The sequence below is a fragment of the Achromobacter sp. genome (assembly GCF_050285585.1).
Classification (GTDB): domain Bacteria; phylum Pseudomonadota; class Gammaproteobacteria; order Burkholderiales; family Burkholderiaceae_B; genus Achromobacter.
On record NZ_JBLZXF010000003.1, the window covers coordinates 375277 to 392409 of the forward strand.

At 67.2% G+C, this 17133-nt stretch carries 16 protein-coding genes and 1 tRNA gene; 8 read left to right on the forward strand and 9 right to left on the reverse strand.

All coding sequences use genetic code 11. The annotated features are described in order from the left end of the window. Positions 1-21: 21 nt before the first annotated feature. From ACN6PJ_RS07280 to ACN6PJ_RS07290, 3 genes are all read left to right on the forward strand, one after another. On the forward strand, positions 22-462 hold the full coding sequence (locus tag ACN6PJ_RS07280) for a transcriptional repressor (protein WP_427995204.1): 441 nt from the start codon (positions 22-24) through the stop codon (positions 460-462). Beyond that, positions 459-878 (forward strand): hypothetical protein, encoded by a 420-nt coding sequence (locus ACN6PJ_RS07285; protein WP_427995205.1) that lies wholly within the window; start codon positions 459-461, stop codon positions 876-878. Before ACN6PJ_RS07280 ends, ACN6PJ_RS07285 begins: the two co-directional genes overlap by 4 nt. Positions 879-1021: 143 nt before the next feature. Then, complete coding sequence (locus ACN6PJ_RS07290; protein WP_427995206.1) at positions 1022-1309, forward strand: MSHA biogenesis protein MshH; 288 nt, start codon at positions 1022-1024, stop codon at positions 1307-1309. Positions 1310-1324: 15 nt separating this feature from the next. On the opposite strand, the gene ycaC is transcribed toward ACN6PJ_RS07290, so the two are convergent. Beyond that, positions 1325-1951 (reverse strand): isochorismate family cysteine hydrolase YcaC, encoded by a 627-nt coding sequence (gene ycaC, locus ACN6PJ_RS07295; RefSeq protein ID WP_427995207.1) that lies wholly within the window; start codon positions 1949-1951, stop codon positions 1325-1327. Between the two features lie 208 nt (positions 1952-2159). On the opposite strand from ycaC, the gene ACN6PJ_RS07300 reads away from it, so the two are divergent. Continuing rightward, positions 2160-3080, forward strand: coding sequence for a LysR family transcriptional regulator (locus ACN6PJ_RS07300; protein ID WP_427995208.1), 921 nt, complete (start codon positions 2160-2162; stop codon positions 3078-3080). A 51-nt stretch (positions 3081-3131) separates the two neighbouring features. Here ACN6PJ_RS07300 and ACN6PJ_RS07305 read toward each other — a convergent pair. The 6 genes from ACN6PJ_RS07305 to mnmD form a co-directional block, all read right to left on the reverse strand. Further along, positions 3132-3207: transfer RNA gene (locus ACN6PJ_RS07305), tRNA-Lys, on the reverse strand. Positions 3208-3334: 127 nt separating this feature from the next. Then, positions 3335-4132, reverse strand: coding sequence for a MetQ/NlpA family ABC transporter substrate-binding protein (locus ACN6PJ_RS07310; protein WP_427995209.1), 798 nt, complete (start codon positions 4130-4132; stop codon positions 3335-3337). A 39-nt stretch (positions 4133-4171) separates the two neighbouring features. Beyond that, the gene (locus tag ACN6PJ_RS07315; RefSeq protein WP_427995210.1) at positions 4172-4825 is read right to left on the reverse strand and encodes a methionine ABC transporter permease; all 654 of its coding nucleotides are present in this window, start codon (positions 4823-4825) and stop codon (positions 4172-4174) included. Further along, the gene (locus tag ACN6PJ_RS07320; protein ID WP_427995211.1) at positions 4782-5870 is read right to left on the reverse strand and encodes a methionine ABC transporter ATP-binding protein; all 1089 of its coding nucleotides are present in this window, start codon (positions 5868-5870) and stop codon (positions 4782-4784) included. The genes ACN6PJ_RS07315 and ACN6PJ_RS07320 overlap by 44 nt, the downstream gene beginning before the upstream one ends. A gap of 247 nt (positions 5871-6117) precedes the next feature. Continuing rightward, entirely contained in the window at positions 6118-8343 is a 2226-nt protein-coding gene (locus tag ACN6PJ_RS07325) for a glycoside hydrolase family 31 protein (protein WP_427995212.1), read from the reverse strand. A 271-nt stretch (positions 8344-8614) separates the two neighbouring features. Next, positions 8615-10498, reverse strand: a complete 1884-nt coding sequence (mnmD, locus tag ACN6PJ_RS07330) for a tRNA (5-methylaminomethyl-2-thiouridine)(34)-methyltransferase MnmD (RefSeq protein WP_427995213.1) — start codon at positions 10496-10498, stop codon at positions 8615-8617. A gap of 148 nt (positions 10499-10646) precedes the next feature. Here mnmD and ACN6PJ_RS07335 point away from each other — a divergent pair, with 148 nt between their 5' ends. Further along, positions 10647-11522, forward strand: a complete 876-nt coding sequence (locus tag ACN6PJ_RS07335) for an inositol monophosphatase family protein (protein WP_427995214.1) — start codon at positions 10647-10649, stop codon at positions 11520-11522. Positions 11523-11532: 10 nt separating this feature from the next. Here ACN6PJ_RS07335 and ACN6PJ_RS07340 read toward each other — a convergent pair whose 3' ends face one another. Next, a complete protein-coding gene (locus ACN6PJ_RS07340) occupies positions 11533-13230 on the reverse strand; it encodes an AMP-binding protein (RefSeq protein ID WP_427995215.1) in 1698 nt (565 codons plus the stop codon). 78 nt (positions 13231-13308) lie between these two features. Here ACN6PJ_RS07340 and ACN6PJ_RS07345 point away from each other — a divergent pair, with 78 nt between their 5' ends. Beyond that, complete coding sequence (locus ACN6PJ_RS07345) at positions 13309-14505, forward strand: M20 aminoacylase family protein (RefSeq protein ID WP_427995216.1); 1197 nt, start codon at positions 13309-13311, stop codon at positions 14503-14505. A gap of 14 nt (positions 14506-14519) precedes the next feature. Here ACN6PJ_RS07345 and ACN6PJ_RS07350 read toward each other — a convergent pair whose 3' ends face one another. Then, complete coding sequence (locus tag ACN6PJ_RS07350; RefSeq protein WP_427995217.1) at positions 14520-15413, reverse strand: LysR family transcriptional regulator; 894 nt, start codon at positions 15411-15413, stop codon at positions 14520-14522. A 114-nt stretch (positions 15414-15527) separates the two neighbouring features. Here ACN6PJ_RS07350 and ACN6PJ_RS07355 point away from each other — a divergent pair, with 114 nt between their 5' ends. Both ACN6PJ_RS07355 and ACN6PJ_RS07360 read left to right on the forward strand, forming a co-directional pair. After that, positions 15528-16613 carry a YeiH family protein gene (locus tag ACN6PJ_RS07355; RefSeq protein ID WP_427995218.1) on the forward strand — a complete coding sequence of 362 codons (1086 nt, stop codon included), beginning with the start codon at positions 15528-15530 and terminating at the stop codon, positions 16611-16613. Between the two features lie 104 nt (positions 16614-16717). Continuing rightward, positions 16718-17128 (forward strand): acyl-CoA thioesterase, encoded by a 411-nt coding sequence (locus ACN6PJ_RS07360; protein ID WP_427995219.1) that lies wholly within the window; start codon positions 16718-16720, stop codon positions 17126-17128. Positions 17129-17133: the final 5 nt, after the last annotated feature.

Sequence of the window (17133 nt, forward strand, 5' to 3'; positions counted from 1 at the left end):
CCCCCCTGAAGGAGCAACCTCATGGACCACTCTCGGCTGCGCCACGCCGGCATCAAAGCCACCTTTCCCCGGATGAAGATCCTGGACATCTTCTACCAGCATGCCGATCTGCACATGAGCGCGGCGGACGTCTACCGCAACCTCGTCTCGGACCACAGCAGTATCGGCCTGGCCACGGTCTATCGCGTCGTCACGCAACTCGAAAGCGCCGGCCTGCTCAAACGGACTCAGCTCGATACGCACACCACCGTGTACGAGCTCAACGACAAAGGACACCACGATCATCTGGTCTGCACCCAATGCGGACGGATCCTGGAATCCAGCGACGCCACCATGGCGCAATTGGTAAGAAAGATCGCCAGGCGCAGGGGCTTCCGGCTGGATTCCTACAGCTTGGTGCTCTACGGCGGCTGCGGCTGCCGCCAGGGCGCGCCCATCACTCCCCAAGGAGAATTCGAATGAACCGCGAACAGTTTTTCTTCCACGATCTATCCCAGTTTCCCATCGTCACCGCCCGGCACGGCGGCGCGCCGGACGGCTACTCGTCCACCTGGATCCGCGAAATGGAAATGCTGCTGGACAATCCCCAGACCTTCGTCATGGTGGTGCCCGACATGCGGCAGGAAGCCGGCCCCGCGGACCGCAAGGCCATGATCGAATGGCAGACCGCCAACATGCCGCGCCTGAAGGCCCGCTGCCGGGCGTTCATCGCCGTGGAAAGCAACGCCGACGCGCTCGAGAAGATACGCAAGCGCGGCGAGAAGATGACGCGCGCGTTCGGCATGCCGTTCCTGGCGGTCGCGACCCCGGGCCAGGCAACGCAGTGCGCCCGGGAATTGCTGGGCCAGTCCGGGCCGGGCGGGTTCGTGGTGAATTAGGAAGCCGTTCCTCCGCAGCGTCTGGCGCCCCCCCCCAGCCCGGGGGGGCTTAAGAGTTCGCGGGCCGCGCCGTTGTTGATGGCAGGGCACCGGTATCCGCGGCGTCCGCGCTCCCTCCAACCCGCTGATGAGCCGCCAGACGCATGAACCTCGCACTCGCCTGTATATTCTGCCGATCGACGCTCTCCCAGGGCGCGCCGCTGCTGGAGAAAAACGGCGCGGCCATCTGCAAGGCCTGCGTCGACAGCTTTGCGGCCCTGTTCGCCGAACGCGCCTGGGTCATGGCGGCGACCCTGGAAGAACAGCTGGACGTGCTGCTGGAAGAGAGCCAGCGCGCCCTGGCGCACAGCGAATCCCTGTCGGTGCGCGCCCGCAGCTGCGGCCTGAGCCTGCATGAGCTGTCGGCCCTGCCGGCGCGCCGGCCCTCCTGACGGGGAGCCCAGGCCTTACTTGCCGGCCTTGACCGTCGAATACGAGGCCATCAGGTTGCGATAGTCCGGAATGTGGTTCGCGAACAGCGTTCCCAGGCCTTCGATATCGTTGCGCCAGTCGCGATGCAGTTCGCAGGCGACGCCGAACCAGCTCATCAACTGCGCGCCCGCCTGCTCCATGCGGCTCCAGGCGGCATTGCGGGTCACTTCGTTGAAGGTGCCGGAAGCATCGGTGACGACGAACACGTCGAAGCCTTCCTCGAGCGCCGACAGCGCGGGGAACGCGACGCACACCTCGGTGACGACGCCCGCGATGATCAGCTGCTTCTTGCCGGTGGCTTTGACGGCCTTGACGAAGTCCTCGTTGTCCCAGGCATTGATGTTGCCGGGACGCGCGATGTAGGGCGCCTGCGGGAATTTGTCTTTCAGCTCCTGCACCAGCGGGCCGTTGGGGCCATCTTCGAAACTGGTGGTCAGGATGGTGGGCAGCTTGAAGTACTCGGCCAGATCGGCCAGCGCCAGGACGTTGTTCTTGAACTGGTCCGGCTGGAAATCCCTGACCAGCGAGAGCAGGCCGGTCTGATGGTCGACCAGCAGCACCGCGGCCTGGGTCTTGTCGAGTTTCGCATAGGGCTTGGCCATGAATTCCTCCAGGAAAAAGTTGGCTCCGAGCAAGAGTAGTCCAGCCACGCGGCGCTGGGGAGGAATATGGGTTTCCTTCAGCCGAACATGATATTCGCCGGTACCGAACGCGAAGCCGAGCATTGCGCGCCGGGGCGCTTCGCCCCCTGTCGCGGCAGTACACTACCGGCCTTGTTCGCACGAACGCCTTTGACCCAAGGAAGGAACCATGCAATGGCGATACGACGACATGGAAACCTTCGTACAGGTGGTCCGATGCGGGGGAATAACGGGCGCGGCCACGCATCTGAAGCTGACCAAATCGGTGATCAGCAAGCGGGTCCGCGACTTTGAACTGGCCCTGGGGCTGCAACTATTCCAGCGGCTCCCCGGCAGGCTGGAGCCCACGGAGGCCGGCGAAGCCCTGTACGACCGCATCGCTCCCCTGCTCGGCGAATTGCACGAGGCCGTGGAAGACATGCAGCCGGACAACGGTGACTCACTGCGCGGCCGCCTCCGCATTTCCACGCCGATGTCGTTCGGCATCCTGCATCTGGGGCCGGTCATCGCCGATTTCGGCCGGCGGCATCCCGGCCTCGAAATCGCGGTCGACTATGACGACCGCCCGGTCCAGCTCGCTCATGGCGGCTACGACGTCGCCGTCCGGATCGGACACTTCGAGGATTCGTCCTTGAAGACGCGCACCCTGGGAGAATGCAGGCGGCTGATCTGCTGCAGCCCCGACTATGCCCAACGCCGCGGAATGCCCGATCGGGTGGCCGATCTGGCTGAGCATGACGCGATCGATTACGCCTTGGTGCACGCCAGGCGCTTCTGGCAGTTCGAGGGCCCGCAGGGGGAGCCCGTCACCGTGGCGATGCGGTCGCGGATCCTGGCCAACAATGGGGAAGCCATCCGGGACATGGCGATTGCAGGGCTGGGCATCGCGTCGCTGCCGGAGTTTCTCGTGGCGGAGGCGATCCGCGAGGGCCGGCTCATCGCCATTCCCCTGGAGTTGCAGCAGCGCCCCTACACGATGGCGGCGCTGTACCCGAATACGAGGCATGTCCCTGCCAAGGTCCGCGCCTTTATCGACCATCTCGTGCGGCGTTTCGAGCAGCGCCCGCCGGAAGTTTCGACGGCCCAATGAAAAAACGCCGCTCATAGAGCGGCGTCGCTTTCAGTACTGCGGAAATCGGGGTGGTGGGCTGAGCGAGACTCGAACTCGCGACCAACGGATTAAAAGTCCGCTGCTCTACCGACTGAGCTATCAGCCCGACCGAAGCCAGAAATTATGGCGCACTTGGGCTCGTTTGTCAAAAAAGGTCGTGCCCGCCCGGCTCGCGCCCCAGTCTCCAATGAAAACGGCCGCCAGCGGCGGCCGTTCACAGGAATGGCGCAGGCTTACCAGGCGGCTACCACGGCGCCCTTGTACTTGGTCTCGATGAACTGCTTCACGGCCGGGCTATGGTAGATGCTGACCAGCTTGGCGAACTCGGGACGGTCCTTGTCCTTTTCACGCACGACCAGCACGTTGGCGTACGGCGAGTCCGGCGATTCCTGGGCAATGGCGTCCTTGGCGGGGTTCAGGCCGGCTTCCAGCGCAAAGTTGGTGTTCACCGCCGAGGCGTCGGTGTCGTCCAGCGAACGCGGCAACTGCGCCGCGTCGAGCTCGATGAAGCGCAGCTTCTTCGGGTTCTCGACCACGTCGATGGGCGTGGCCTTCAGGCCGGTGTCGGGGCGCAGCTTGATCAGGCCGTTGGCTTGCAGCAGCAACAGGGCGCGGCCGCCGTTGGTCGGATCGTTCGGCAGCGCGAAGCGCGCGCCTTCCTTCAGCTCGGACAGAGACTTGATCTTCTTGCTGTAGATGCCGATGGGGAAGATCACGGTCTTGGCGATGCTGACCAGCTTGTAGCCGCGGTCGGCGTTGGCGTTGTCCAGATAGGGTTGGTGCTGGTAGCTGTTGGCATCGAGGTCGCCGGACGCCAGCGCCACGTTGGGCTGCACGTAGTCGGAGAACTCGATGACCTCGATCTTCAGGCCCTGCTTGGCGGCTTCCTGTTTCACCACGTCGAAGATCTGGGCGTGCGGGCCGGCGGTGACGCCGATCTTCAGCGGCTTGTCCTGCGCCAGCGCAGGCTGGGCGAATACGGCGGCGCCCAGGGCGAACGCGGCCAGCGACTTCAAAACCTTGATGCTCATGTTGCGGATATCCCGAATGTCGGAAGTGGGGAAAAAAGGTCAGCGATGCGAGATGCGGCGCACGTAGCGGTCGCCCAGGCTCTGGATGACCTGTACCAGAACGATCAGCACGATGACGACCGCGGCCATCACGTCGGACTGGAAGCGCTGGTAGCCGTAGCGGATGGCGAGGTCGCCCAGTCCGCCGCCGCCGATGGCGCCGGCCATCGCCGAATAGCCGATCAGGCTGACGACCGTCACCACCGTGGCGGCCACCAGGCCGGGCAAGGACTCGGGCAGCAGCACCTTGAGGATGATCTGCATGGGCGATGCGCCCATGGCGCGCGCGGCGGTGATCAGCCCCGGATCGACCTCCCGCATGGCGTTCTCGGCGATCCGGGCCATGAACGGGATGGCAGCGACCGACAGCGGCACGATGGCGGCGGTGGTGCCGATCGAGGTTTGCGCCACGAAACGCGTGAAGGGAATGATCGCGACCATCAGGATCACGAACGGCACCGAGCGCGTGGCGTTGATCACCGCGCCCAGCACATGGTTGACGGACTGGTTCTCGAGCATATTGCCACGGGCGGTCACGGTCAGGACGACGCCCAGCGGAATACCGGCCACCACGGCGATGGCGCTGGCCACGCCCACCATCAGGAGGGTGTCAAGCAGCGACGTAATAAGCAGGTCGATCAGTTGCGGGCTCATGAGCGATTTCTTCAACGGTGATGTCACGGGCGGTCAGGGCGGCAATGGCCTCCTTCACCGCGGCGGGCGCGCCCTGGGCCAGCACGAACATCGTGCCGACGGCCACGCCCTGGATGTCTTCGACGCGGGCCTGGACCAGGTCCACGTCCAGCGAGAACTGCTTGTACAGGTCGGACAGGAAGGAGCCCGACGCGTCGTTGCCGGTCAGCGACAGGCGCAGCAAGCGCAACGCCAGCCCCGGCTTGGCCGCGGCCAGGGTATCGATGCGCTGCCTGACCGCGGCCAGCGTGGCGTCGGTCAGGTCGGACGCGGTGGCGGCCGACACCATGGCGCGGGTCACTTCATGGCGGGGCTGCGCGAACACTTCGCGCGTGCTGCCCAGTTCCACCACTTCGCCCTGCGACAGCACGGCGACGCGGTCGCAAACCTCGCGCACCACTTCCATCTGGTGCGTGATCATGACGACGGTCACGCCAGTCTTGCGATTGATGTCGCGCAACAGGGCCAGGATGTTGTGCGTGGTTTCCGGGTCCAGCGCGGACGTGGCCTCGTCGCTGAGCAGCACGTCCGGGTTGTTGGCCAGGGCGCGGGCGATGCCGACGCGCTGCTTCTGGCCGCCGCTGATCTGGCTGGGATAGCGGTCCCGCAGGTGTTCCAGGCCCACCAGGGCCAGCAGGCGCTCCACGCGGGCCGGGATCTCGGCCTTGTCGACGCCCGCGATTTCCAGCGGCAGCGCCACATTGCCGTACACCGTGCGGCGCGACAGCAGGTTGAACCCCTGGAACACCATGCCGATGCGGCGGCGCTGGGCCCGCAATTGGGCTTCGTTCAGGCCCGTCAGGGGCTGGCCGCCGATGGCGATCGTGCCTTCATTGGGCCGCTCCAGCAGGTTGATGCACTGCACCAGCGTGCTTTTGCCGGCCCCGCTGGGGCCAATGATGCCGAAGACCTCGCCCTGCTCGATGTGCAGGTTGATGCCCCGCAGCGCCTGGAACTGGCCATGCGGCGTGGCGTAGGTCTTGGATAGGTTCTCGATGTGGATCATGGCAAGCGATTTTGTATCTTCTCTCTTCTAAAGAGAACGACCGTTTTTTCCATTTTTAATAACTTTAAGTAATATACAGGCCCGTGTTCCGCCTGCCCGCCTCGCCGGAAGGCGCCAGCCATAACGCGGAAATGGGCAGCCGGGAGGGTAGGCCCTCCTGACTGCCCATCTGGTCCCTCCCCGGCCTCGCGCCCACCAGGTGGGCCTCGCAAGGGGTGCCCCTGCCTCCAGGAGCTCGGTACGGCGCTTAACGCGCCCGCGAGATCCGGACTTCAGCGCCGCGGCGCTTGACCTCGAGCCCTTCGGACGGTGAGATGCGCAAGCCTTCCAGCCCCTTGATGTAGCTGGAACCCTGCATCTGCATCACGCGGATCTTGTTGCGCATGACCACCGGGTTATGCACCGGCATGCCGAACATCCAGACCTCGTCCAGGATGCGGGCCGAATTGAACTCGCCCGTGTGCTGCGCGGCCGGTCCAAGACAGAGCATGTGCCCTTCACGGCCGAACACCGGGAACTGGCCGAGCTCGCACTCGATCGTCCAGGTGGTGCCGCCTTCGTAGCGGTGCCCCGTGTTCAGGTCCCACCAGGCCTCGCCCTTGGGCAGGTACACGCGCACCTGCTTGCCAGGTTCGGTGACGGGAGCCACCAGCAGCGCCGGGCCCAGCAGGTATTGCAGGTCCCAATCGTGCGCATGGGGATCGTTCGGGAACGACAGGGCCATCGAACGCTGCACCGGCAGGCCGGTACGCGCGGAATCCTCGATGGCGCCCAGCACATAGGGCACCAGGCGATAGCGCCATTGCAGCCAGGTCTTGGCGTGCGCCAGGGTTTCTTCGCCGAAGTCCCAGGGCATCAGGCCTTCCACGCCCTGGAACGAGAAGTTCGACGAGAACACGCCGGCGGTCAGCCAGCGCAGGTAGAGCTCGGGCGTCATGCCCGCGCGGTCGCGCGAGGCCGAGCCGATATTGTGCACTTGCACCGGCAGGCCGCTGGCCCCGATCGACAGGGCGGTGCGCAAGGTGTGGCGCAAGCCTTCCCAGCTGTTCTCGACCTGAGGCCCCACCTGCCATGGCAGGCGCTGGGCGGCCGGGAACAGGTCTGCGCTGGGCACCACGCCCTCGGGCGGGACCTTCAGGCCGGCGACCGCGTCGAACAGCGCGCGGCGCACCAGCAGCGGATACATGCTGCGCAGCGCCGGGCCGGTTTCGCCGTTGCGGGCGGTCACACCGTCGGGAATGGCGATCTGGGCATCGCACGCGGGCGCGTCCAGGCCGTCTTCGACCAGTTGGCGATGACGCTCCACCCACAGGTTATAGATGTCGCGGTAGGTCAGGTCCAGCAGGCCATAGGGCTGCCCCGAGGTGGCGGCATTGCCGTCGAACACCTGGGCCGACCCGTCATCCTTGGTCAGCAGCCAGCCGCGGTCTTCCAGTTCCTCGAACAGCGGGCTGGTCTTCAGCACGCCCGGGAAGCCGGAAGCGGCGACATGCACGTTGTGCTTGTGGAACAGCGCCAGCATCTGCTTGGCATCGGGGAAACGCTGGGCATCCCATTCGAAAACCGTCTTGTCCGCCTGGAAGCCCCAGGCCACCGGCTGCGCCAGCGTCACGGCGTCGACCGGGATCTGGTTCTCGCGCATGCGCGACACCAGGGCGACCGTCTCGGTGGGCATCTCGCCCGCGGCCTGCTGCAGCCACGCGCCCATCGCCCACAGCGACGGCTGGCCGGCGCGGCCCGTCAGCGCGGTGTACTGATTGAGGATTTCACCGGGCTCGCCGACGAACAGGAACAAGTCGAGGACCGCGTCGTCCACGGTCAGCACGTATGCGGAATCCGCGGGCGCCACGCCCACGGAATGCTCGACGCGACGCATCGTGTTCACGTAGACGCCCCAGCCTCGCGGGCTCCAGGCCAGCGGCAGCGCGCGGTGTTCCGGATCGTCGGACACCACCGATTCCTCGCGGCGGTTCAGATCGCCCGGAGTCTCGCCCAGGCCGAACACGCGCTCATCGGTCTGCAGCCCGAAACCCACCGTCCAGACGGCGTCGTCCGCCTGATCGAGCGCGTTGTGCCCGAACGCGGGCGTGTGCGCCGACACCTCGGATTCGAACACGCGTTCGTCGTTGCGGTAGAGCGCCACGCGCACGGGGCCGGATTGGATTTCCAGGACGACATCGCCCTGGGCGATCCGCCAGCCGTCCCCATCCTCGCGTGGAGCAATGGTTGCCTCGCCCACGGCCTCCTGGCGCGCGAGCAGCATTTCCGCCACGGCGCGCGCGCGCGCGCCGGGCTTGTCATCGGTAAGGTGGTTCGCCTCGCCGCAGCGCAGGCGAAAAACACCAGGCGCATGCGCCTCGACTACCAGGTGCAACCCATCGCCCGCGTCGAAATCGATGCGACTGGGGCGGGACGTCAGCAGCTCGATGGTGTCGAGCTGGGTAGTATGGGCAAAGTCGAACTTGGGCGGCACAGAGCATCCCCCGGCTTAAGCCAAAAACCATCAAAAGACGCTATTTTGACGGATTTGGGCTTTGAAATAAACTCGGTCCCTCTTTTGGACGGCCAACTCATCCATAAAAGGGGTCTAAAGCCCCCGGCCATCGCCCATGGGCGCGGATGCCTGCCGGGCCGCCGAAACACCCGGTCCGGCACCAATTCAGGCCCAATTGGCGCCAAATCCAGGCAATTCCTGCATTCTACGCCACCTGGGGCCCCTTCCCCGCTCTCCGTCCCGGCTTTTTTCAGCGGGGAGAAACCAATCTGGCCAAGTCCGTTTCAAGGGGCGAGGGTTCGCCTCGCAGGCGCGCGGCGATCACGTCCCCCATCAGGGCCGACCACGACAGGCCGCGCGACGCATACCCCACGGCAAGCCAAAGGCCGGGCGCATGCGGCAATTCGCCCACGGCCGGCAGGCGTCCCGGCAACACGGCCCTCCATCCTGCCCAGCCCGGCAGACTGCCGGGAGCCAGGGCGTCGAAATCCGGATGGCGGCCGCCCAGCAGGCCCGCCGCCTTGTCCAGGGTGACGCGCTGCCCCTCTGCGCCCACGCGGGCCTCGCTTGCGCCATGCACGTACGTACTGCCCACGACGCAACCTTCGCCCGTGTCCGGCAACAGGTAGCCTTCTCCGCCGACGATGCACCGCGGCCCGCCCGACAGGGCCGCCGCAGGCACCAGCGTCACTTCACCGGCCAGCGCATGCATTTGCGCCACGCGCGGCAGCGGATCCAGCAGGCCGCTCGCTGACAGGACCGCCTGGGCGCCCGCCGCGTTGGCCAGGATGACGGTATCCGCGCTCGCCAGCTCGGCGCCCGAGGCATCCCGCACGCTCCAGCCCTGCCCGGCCCCCTGCCCGGTCCGTTCGACCCGTTCCGCCCTCCCCGGCAGGACCGTCACGCCGGGGACCGCCAGCAGCGCCTCTATCAGGCGGCCGGGCCGCACCAGCATGCCCCGCGCAAAGAACACGCCGCCGCGCGCCAGCGGCAGGCCTGCAATCGCGCTGGCTTCGTCCCGGCTCACCTGGCGCACCCACGCCTGCGGGAACGCCAGCGCCGCCAGGGTGCCGGCCATCGCCGCGGACCGCCCCGCGTCGCGCTCCAGCTGCACGGTGCCGCAAACCCGCGGCGCCGCGTCCGCCGGCAGCCCCCGCCATCGCGCCAGGGCCCGCTGGCTGCCCGCTCGCGACAAGCGCGCCCGCGCATTGTCGTCGCGCGCCACCACGGGCGTCAGCGCCGCGGCGATATGCCCCGCATGCGCGGGCGCGCCCTGCGCCCGGCTGGCGTCGATCACGGTCACGCGCCATCCGCGCATGGCCAGCGCCTGGGCGATCCCGCCCCCGGCCAGCCCCGCTCCCACCACGACGGCATGCCCGCCAGCCGCTGGACGCAGCGCCGCGGCCACCCGTCCCTCCGCGGCCGCTTCCCCCGCCGTCATGTGCCATTTGCCGCCATAGCCCGGGGCGCGCCGCACGTTGAACCCCGCCTCCTGCAACGCCCGGCGCAGGTCTCCGGTGCAAGCCCACGTCGCCACCGTGGCGCCAGGCGCGGCCAGCGCCGCCAGGTCGCGCAGCAGCGGCGCAGCCCACATCCGGGGATTGCGCTCGGGCGCAAAACCGTCCAGGAAGAACGCATCCACCCGCGCGCTCAGCCGCGGCGCCAGGACCTGGGCATCGCCGAAGCCCAGCGTCAATGTGACGGCGCCTCCCTCGAACTCCAGGCGGTGCAGGCCCGGCAGCAGGTCTGGCCACTGGGAGGCCAGCCGCCGCCCCAGGTCCGCCAGCGGCTCGGGCGCGTAACGCTCCAGCAAGGCGGCCAGGTCCTCGCGCCCGAAGGGATGCCCTTCCATCGACACCACGTGCAACGCCGAGGAACGCTGGGGGTCGTCCCGCCAGGCCTTCCAGAGCGCCAGGAAATTCAGCCCAAGCCCGAAGCCGGTCTCGCAGACCGTGAACGCCTCGCGCCCGCGCCAGCGCCCGGGCAGGCCGTTGCCACGCAGGAACACATGCTCCGCCTGCCCCAGCGCACCGGATGGCGAGTGATAGACGTCGCCGTAGACGGCACTGTACAGCCGGCCGTCAGCATCGAATTCGGCCACTGCGGGGATCAGGGGGGCAAAGGTAACGGACATGGATGCGGCAGGCAAAAGGCAAAACAGCAAGGGAACGAGCGTGAATTATCGGATGGCGGGCGGCGCTGCGTTGGTTGGACGCCACGCGGCAGGGCGGTTTCGGGCGCGTGCCACGGCGTTGACGCATACATGGGCTTACACTGGTTTCATGGATACTTACGATCAGCCCCGTTCGCTGGCCTCGCCCATCGACCTGTGCGCCGCGATCGACGCGGCCGTCACGGCAGCCCATGCCGGCGCAGCCATCCTGCAATCCTACGCGCATCACCGCGCGGATCTCGTGATCGACCGCAAGGCGCGCAACGATCTGGTCTCCCAGGCGGACCGCGAGGCGGAAGCCGCGATCATCCAGGAGCTCCAGGCCCGCACGCCCAAGTTCGGCATCGTCGCCGAGGAAACGGGCGGCAAGGCGCAGGGCGCGGCCACCTGGTACATCGACCCGCTGGACGGCACCACCAACTTCCTGCACAACATCCCGCACTACGCCGTATCCATCGCGCTGATTGCGCACGCGGGCACCGCCGTCTCGGGCAGCGAAACGCTGACGGAGGACACGCCCGTGGTAGGCGTGGTCTACGATCCGAGCCGCGAAGAACTCTTCACCGCAGTCCACGGATTGGGGGCCTGGCTCAATGGCCGCCGCATCCAGTGCTCGCGCACGCAGACGATCGAAGACGCCGTCCTGGCCACGGGCTTCCCCTTCCGGGACTTCTCCTTCGCCGCGCAATACATGCCCATGCTGCACGACGCCATCAACCGTGCCCGGGGCGTGCGCCGCATGGGCGCGGCCGCGCTCGACCTGGCCTGGACCGCCTGCGGCCGCTACGACGGCTATTGGGAAATGGGGCTGGCTCCATGGGACGTGGCCGCCGGCACGCTGATCCTGCGCGAAGCGGGCGGCGCCTGCTCGGACATGCACCAGCAGGATCCCTGGCCCATCGGCGGGCGCGTCGTGGCGGGCAACCGGGCCATCGAACGCGCCTTGCACGAGATGATCGCCCCGCACCTCGACAAAAAAGGCTGACCTCCGGCCCTCATGCCGCCGTGCCCGTGCCGGGCGCGGCGGCGTCGGGCCGCAACTCCCGGCGCAGGATCTTGCCCACGTTGCTCTTGGGCAGTTCGTCGCGGAATTCCACGAAGCGCGGGCGCTTGTAGCCGGTCAGGCGCTCCCGGCACCAGTCCTGGATCTGCGCCTCCGTCAGGGACGGGTCCTTTTTCACCACGAATACCTTGACCGCTTCGCCGGAGTGCTCGTCCGGCACGCCGATCGCCGCGCACTCCAGCACGCCCGGATGCTGCGCCACGGCGGCCTCGACTTCGTTCGGATAGACCTTGAAGCCGGACACGGCGATCATGTCCTTCTTGCGATCGACGATGCGGGTGTAGCCCTGCTCGTCCATGATGCCGATGTCGCCGGTGCGGAAGTAACCGTCCGCCGTCATCGACTGCCGGGTTTCCTCGGGCTTCTGCCAGTATCCCAGCATGACCTGCGGCCCGCGGATGCTCACCTCGCCCCGCTCTCCGAGCGGCACTTCGCGGCCTTCGTCGTCCAGGATGGCCACGTCGGTGGACGGCAGCGGCAAGCCGATGGAGCCCGAGTACGCCGTCGCGTTGGTGGGATTCACCGTCGCCACCGGCGAAGTCTCCGACAAGCCATAGCCTTCGACCAGCGGCCTGCCCGTGATTTTCAGCCAGCGCTCGGCCACCTGCCGCTGCACGGCCATGCCGCCGCCCAGGGTGAGGCGCAGCGCGGAGAAGTCCAGGCGCGCGAAATCCTCGTTGTGCGCCAGCGCGTTGAAGAGCGTATTGACGCCAGGGAAGATATTGATGGGCGTCTTGCGCCACGCGTTGATCAGCGACGGCTGGTCGCGCGGATTGATGATGAGCACGTTGCGCATGCCGGCGTACAGGCCATAGAGCCCGCAGACGGTCATGGCGAATACGTGGTAGAGCGGCAGCGCGCTGATGATGGTGAGCTGCTGGCCGGCAAGGTCATGGACGACGGGCTGCGCCACGGCCTCGGTCTGCAGCACGTTCGCCGTCAGGTTGCGGTGCGACAGCATGGCGCCCTTGGGCACGCCGGTGGTGCCGCCCGTGTACTGCAGCACCGCCACGTCGTCCATCGACAGGGCCGGCGGCGTGAACGGCAGGTTCGCGCCCTCGTGCAGCACCTTGGACAGCATCCGGGCGCCGTCGATGTTCCAAGCGGGAACGATCTTCTTGACGTAGCGGGCGGCCAGATTGACCAGCGGCGCCTTCAGGCCGCCGAGCAGGTCGCCGGGGCCGGTCACGACGATGTGCCGGAGTTGCCCGCGGTCCGCCACGCGCTGCAGCGTATGCGCGAAATTCTCCAGGATGACGATGGCGGACGCGCCGCTGTCCAGCAGTTGCCGCTCCAGTTCTTCGGCCGTGTACAGCGGGTTTACGTTGACCACGACGTGGCCCGCGCGCAGCGTGCCCAGCATGCTGACCAGATAGGCGGGCACGTTGGGCATCATCAACGCGACCCGCGAGCCCTTGGGCAGGCCCAGGCTTTGCAGCCAGGCGGCGAATGCCCGGGCATGGGAGTCCAGTTGCGCGTAGGTGATGTCGCTGCCCATCGCAGTGCATGCGATGCGCGTGGCGTATTGCTTGCAGGCCCGGTCCAGCAGGTCGGTCAGGGAAGCATATCCCTCGGTCGATATCTCGGCCGGAACGCCTTGCGGGTAATGGGCAAGCCACGGACGCGTCATGGTATTTGTCTCCATTTAAATTGGTTTTTGATTGATGATACCCTTGTTGCGTTCCCTTATTTCGCCCGAGCGCCCCCCATGAAACTCCTCGAACCCATCGTCGCGTGGCATCACGACATTTCCAAGATTCGGCGCGACATCCACGCGCATCCCGAACTGGCGTTCGAGGAGTTCCGCACGGCCGACGTGGTAGCCGCGAAGCTTGAGGAATGGGGCATCGAAATCCATCGCGGACTGGGCGGCACGGGCGTCGTCGGCATTATCCGCGGCAACCGGCCCGGCGACCGCGCCGTGGGCCTGCGCGCCGACATGGACGCGCTGCCCATGCAGGAGGTCAACACCTTCGCGCATGCCAGCAAGAACGACGGCAAGATGCACGCCTGTGGCCATGACGGCCATACCGCCATGCTGCTGGCCGCGGCGCGCTACCTGTCGCAGCACCGCGACTACGCCGGCACGGTATACGTGATCTTCCAGCCCGCCGAGGAAGGCGGCGGCGGCGCCAAGCGCATGATCGACGACGGCCTGTTCACGCGTTTCCCCATGGAAGCCGTGTTCGGCATGCACAACTGGCCCGGCATGAAGCCCGGCCAGTTCGGCCTGACGCCCGGCCCCATCATGGCGTCCAGCAACGAATTCTCGATCGTCGTGAAGGGCAAGGGCACGCACGCCGGCATGCCCAACCTGGGCATCGATCCGGTCATGGCAGCCGTGCAATTGGCCCAATCCCTGCAAACCATCATCACGCGCAACCGCAACCCCCTGGACGCGGCCGTGCTCAGCATTACGCAGATCCATGCCGGCAGCGCGGACAACGTCGTGCCCAACCACGCCGAATTGCGCGGCACCGTGCGCACGTTCACGCTGGAAGTGCTGGACCTGATCGAACGCCGTATGGAAGAGATCGCGCGGCACACCTGCGCGGCCATGGACTGCGAAGTGGAATTCACGTTCCAGCGCAACTATCCGCCCACCATCAACCACCCCGAGGAAGCCGCGTTCTGCGCCGATGTGCTGCGCGACATCGTGGGCGACGCCAATGTCAACGACCAGGTCCAGCCGACCATGGGCGCGGAGGACTTCGCCTTCATGCTGCAGGAGCTGCCGGGCTGCTACGTCTGGATCGGCAACGGCACGGGCGACCACCGCGACAGCGGCCACGGCCTGGGCCCCTGCACCCTGCACAACGGCAGCTACGACTTCAACGACGAGCTGCTGCCGCTGGGCGGCACCTACTGGGTCCAGCTGGCGCTCAAGCGCCTGGCCAAGGCCTGACGCCCCGCTGAGCGCTACACGCCGTCCGGCGCGCCGACCGCCAGGCACATCGCCAGGAAGCGTTCGGCGGCGCGGGCGGCGGCGTCCGCATGCGGCACCAGGATGCTCAGGGTGCGCGTCAGCGGCTTGGGCAGCAGGCGCAGGGCCGCCAGCGCCCCGTCCTCGTGCCGCATCGACATGACGGACACGAAGCCCACCCCCAGGCCCGCGCGCACGGCCTGCTTCACCCCCTCCACCCCGGCCAGTTCCAGCCCCACCGAAGGCGCAAGCCCCGCGTCGGCGAAGGCCCGCTCCACCAGCCGGCGCACCCCCGAGCCGGGTTCGCGCATGACCAGGGCCGACGCGGCGAGGTCGCGCAGGGTCACCGCGCCCTTGCCCGCCAGGGCGTGGTCCGCCCGCACGATCGCCACTACCTCGTCCTGCCGCCAGGCGTGCACCGCCGTGTCCGCGGGAAGGCCCGTGGGCACATCCCCTTCGATGAAGGCCAGGTCCAGGGCCGGCAGGCGCTCGACGATCTCGCGCGTGTTGCCGTCGGACAGATGCAGGCTGACCGCGGGAAAGGCATGGCGGAAATCCGCCACCAGGCTGGGCAATAGATAGCTGGCGGGCGTGGTGCTGGCCCCCAGCCGCAGGGCGCCCGTCTCCAGGCCGCGCCAGGACTCCCGAACGGCCTGCGCCTGCCGGTACACCTGGCGCAGCTGCCGGGCCTGCTCGGCCAGCCTCTCGCCGGCCTCGGTCAATGCAACGCCATGTCCGCTGCGCCGGTACAGGGGCTCGCCGAACCATTCCTGCAGCATGCGCAACTGCCCGGACACCGCGGGCTGGGACAGATTCAATGTCTGGGCGGCCCGGCTGATATTGCCGGTATCCGCCACACAGGCGAAGGTAAGCAGCTGGTCCGGGGTCATGTCGCGCCAAATATCTGAATCTCCGATATTACATATCCAAAATAACAATTTTTCAAATAACAGGGCGGAAATTAATATTTCGCCTAGTTATTTAGATATGCCCCAAGGCCAACCATGAGCAATTCCTCCAGCACCGCCGTCCCCCTGCCCGCCACGCCGGCCGCGCCCGCCGCGACGCCGGCGGCCACGCCCTGGCGGGACAAGCTCAATGGGGTGTTGTTCGTCGGGCTGATGGCCGGCGCCGTGATGCAGCTGGCCGACCTGCCGGCCATCAGGCAACTGGGCTTTTCGCCGCTGGTCGTGGGCATCGTCTGCGGCATGCTCTACGGCAACTTCCTGCGCGGCACCATGCCCGCCGATTGGGGCGTAGGCGTGAATTTCGCCGCAAGGCGCCTGCTGCGCATCGCGGTGGCCTTCTATGGCCTGAATATCAGCATCCAGCAGATCGCCGCCGTGGGCTTGCCGGGGCTGGCCGTCTCGGTGGCCGTGGTGGTGGGCACCCTGCTGATCGGCACCGTCGTCGGCCAGCGCCTGCTGGGCCTGGACCGCGACACCGCCATGCTTACCGCGGCCGGCAGCGCCATCTGCGGCGCCGCCGCCGTCCTGGCGTTCGAACCGACCCTGCGCGCCGCCCCGCACAAAAGCGCGGTGGCGGTCGCGACCGTCGTGCTGTTCGGCACCTTGTCCATGTTCCTGTACCCGGTGTTCTATCACGCGGGCTGGCTGAATTTCGACACGCAGGCGCTGGGTATCTACATCGGCGGCACGATTCACGAGGTGGCGCAGGTCGTCGGCGCCGCCAGCAATATCGATCCCGCCACCACCGAAGTCGCCACCATCGTGAAGATGACCCGCGTCGCCCTGCTGGTCCCGGTCCTGCTGGTGCTGGGCATGTACCTGCGCAGCGCGGCCTCCCACGCCAGCGGGCAATCCAAGGGCGCCAAGCTGCCCATTCCCTGGTTCGCGGTGGGCTTCCTGGCGCTGGCCATCGTCAATTCGCTGGACATCATTCCCGCCGACGCCGTGGCCGCCATCCGCCGCCTGGATGTCTTCGCGCTGACCATGGCCATGACGGCGCTGGGCATCGAAACCCGTTTCGCCCAGATCAGGAAGGCCGGCCCGCGCGTGATGGCGCTGGGTCTGATCCTGTACGGCTGGCTGCTGGTGGGCGGCTACGCCATCGTCAAGTTGGCCTACTGATTCCCCGCCCGTCGCGGCAAAGCGCCGCGGCGGGCCTGCCGCCCACGCGGGTGTCTCGTTTTTCCTGCATAATCGGCTGGTTCTCTAGCAGTGGAGTCAGCCGCATGACCTCCAGCAACAAAACCCCTTTCACGACTTTGCCCGCCGACCGCGATGCGGTATTGCGCGTCATGCCGATGCCGGCGGATGCCAATATCCACGGGGACGTTTTCGGCGGCTGGATCATGTCCCAAGTGGATATCGCCGGCTCGATTCCCGCCGCGCGCCGCGCCGCCGGCCGCGTGGCCACCGTCGCGGTCAATGCCTTCCAATTCAAGCAGCCCGTGTTCGTGGGCGACCTGCTCAGTTTCTACGCATCCATCGTCAAAACCGGCACCACCTCGATCACCGTGTCGGTAGAGGTCTACGCGGAACGCCAGCGCCTGGACGCCGAGATCGTCAAGGTGACGGAAGCCACGCTGACCTACGTCGCCACGGACGAAGCGCGGCGCGGCCGCCCCCTTCCTACCCTTTGAGCCGT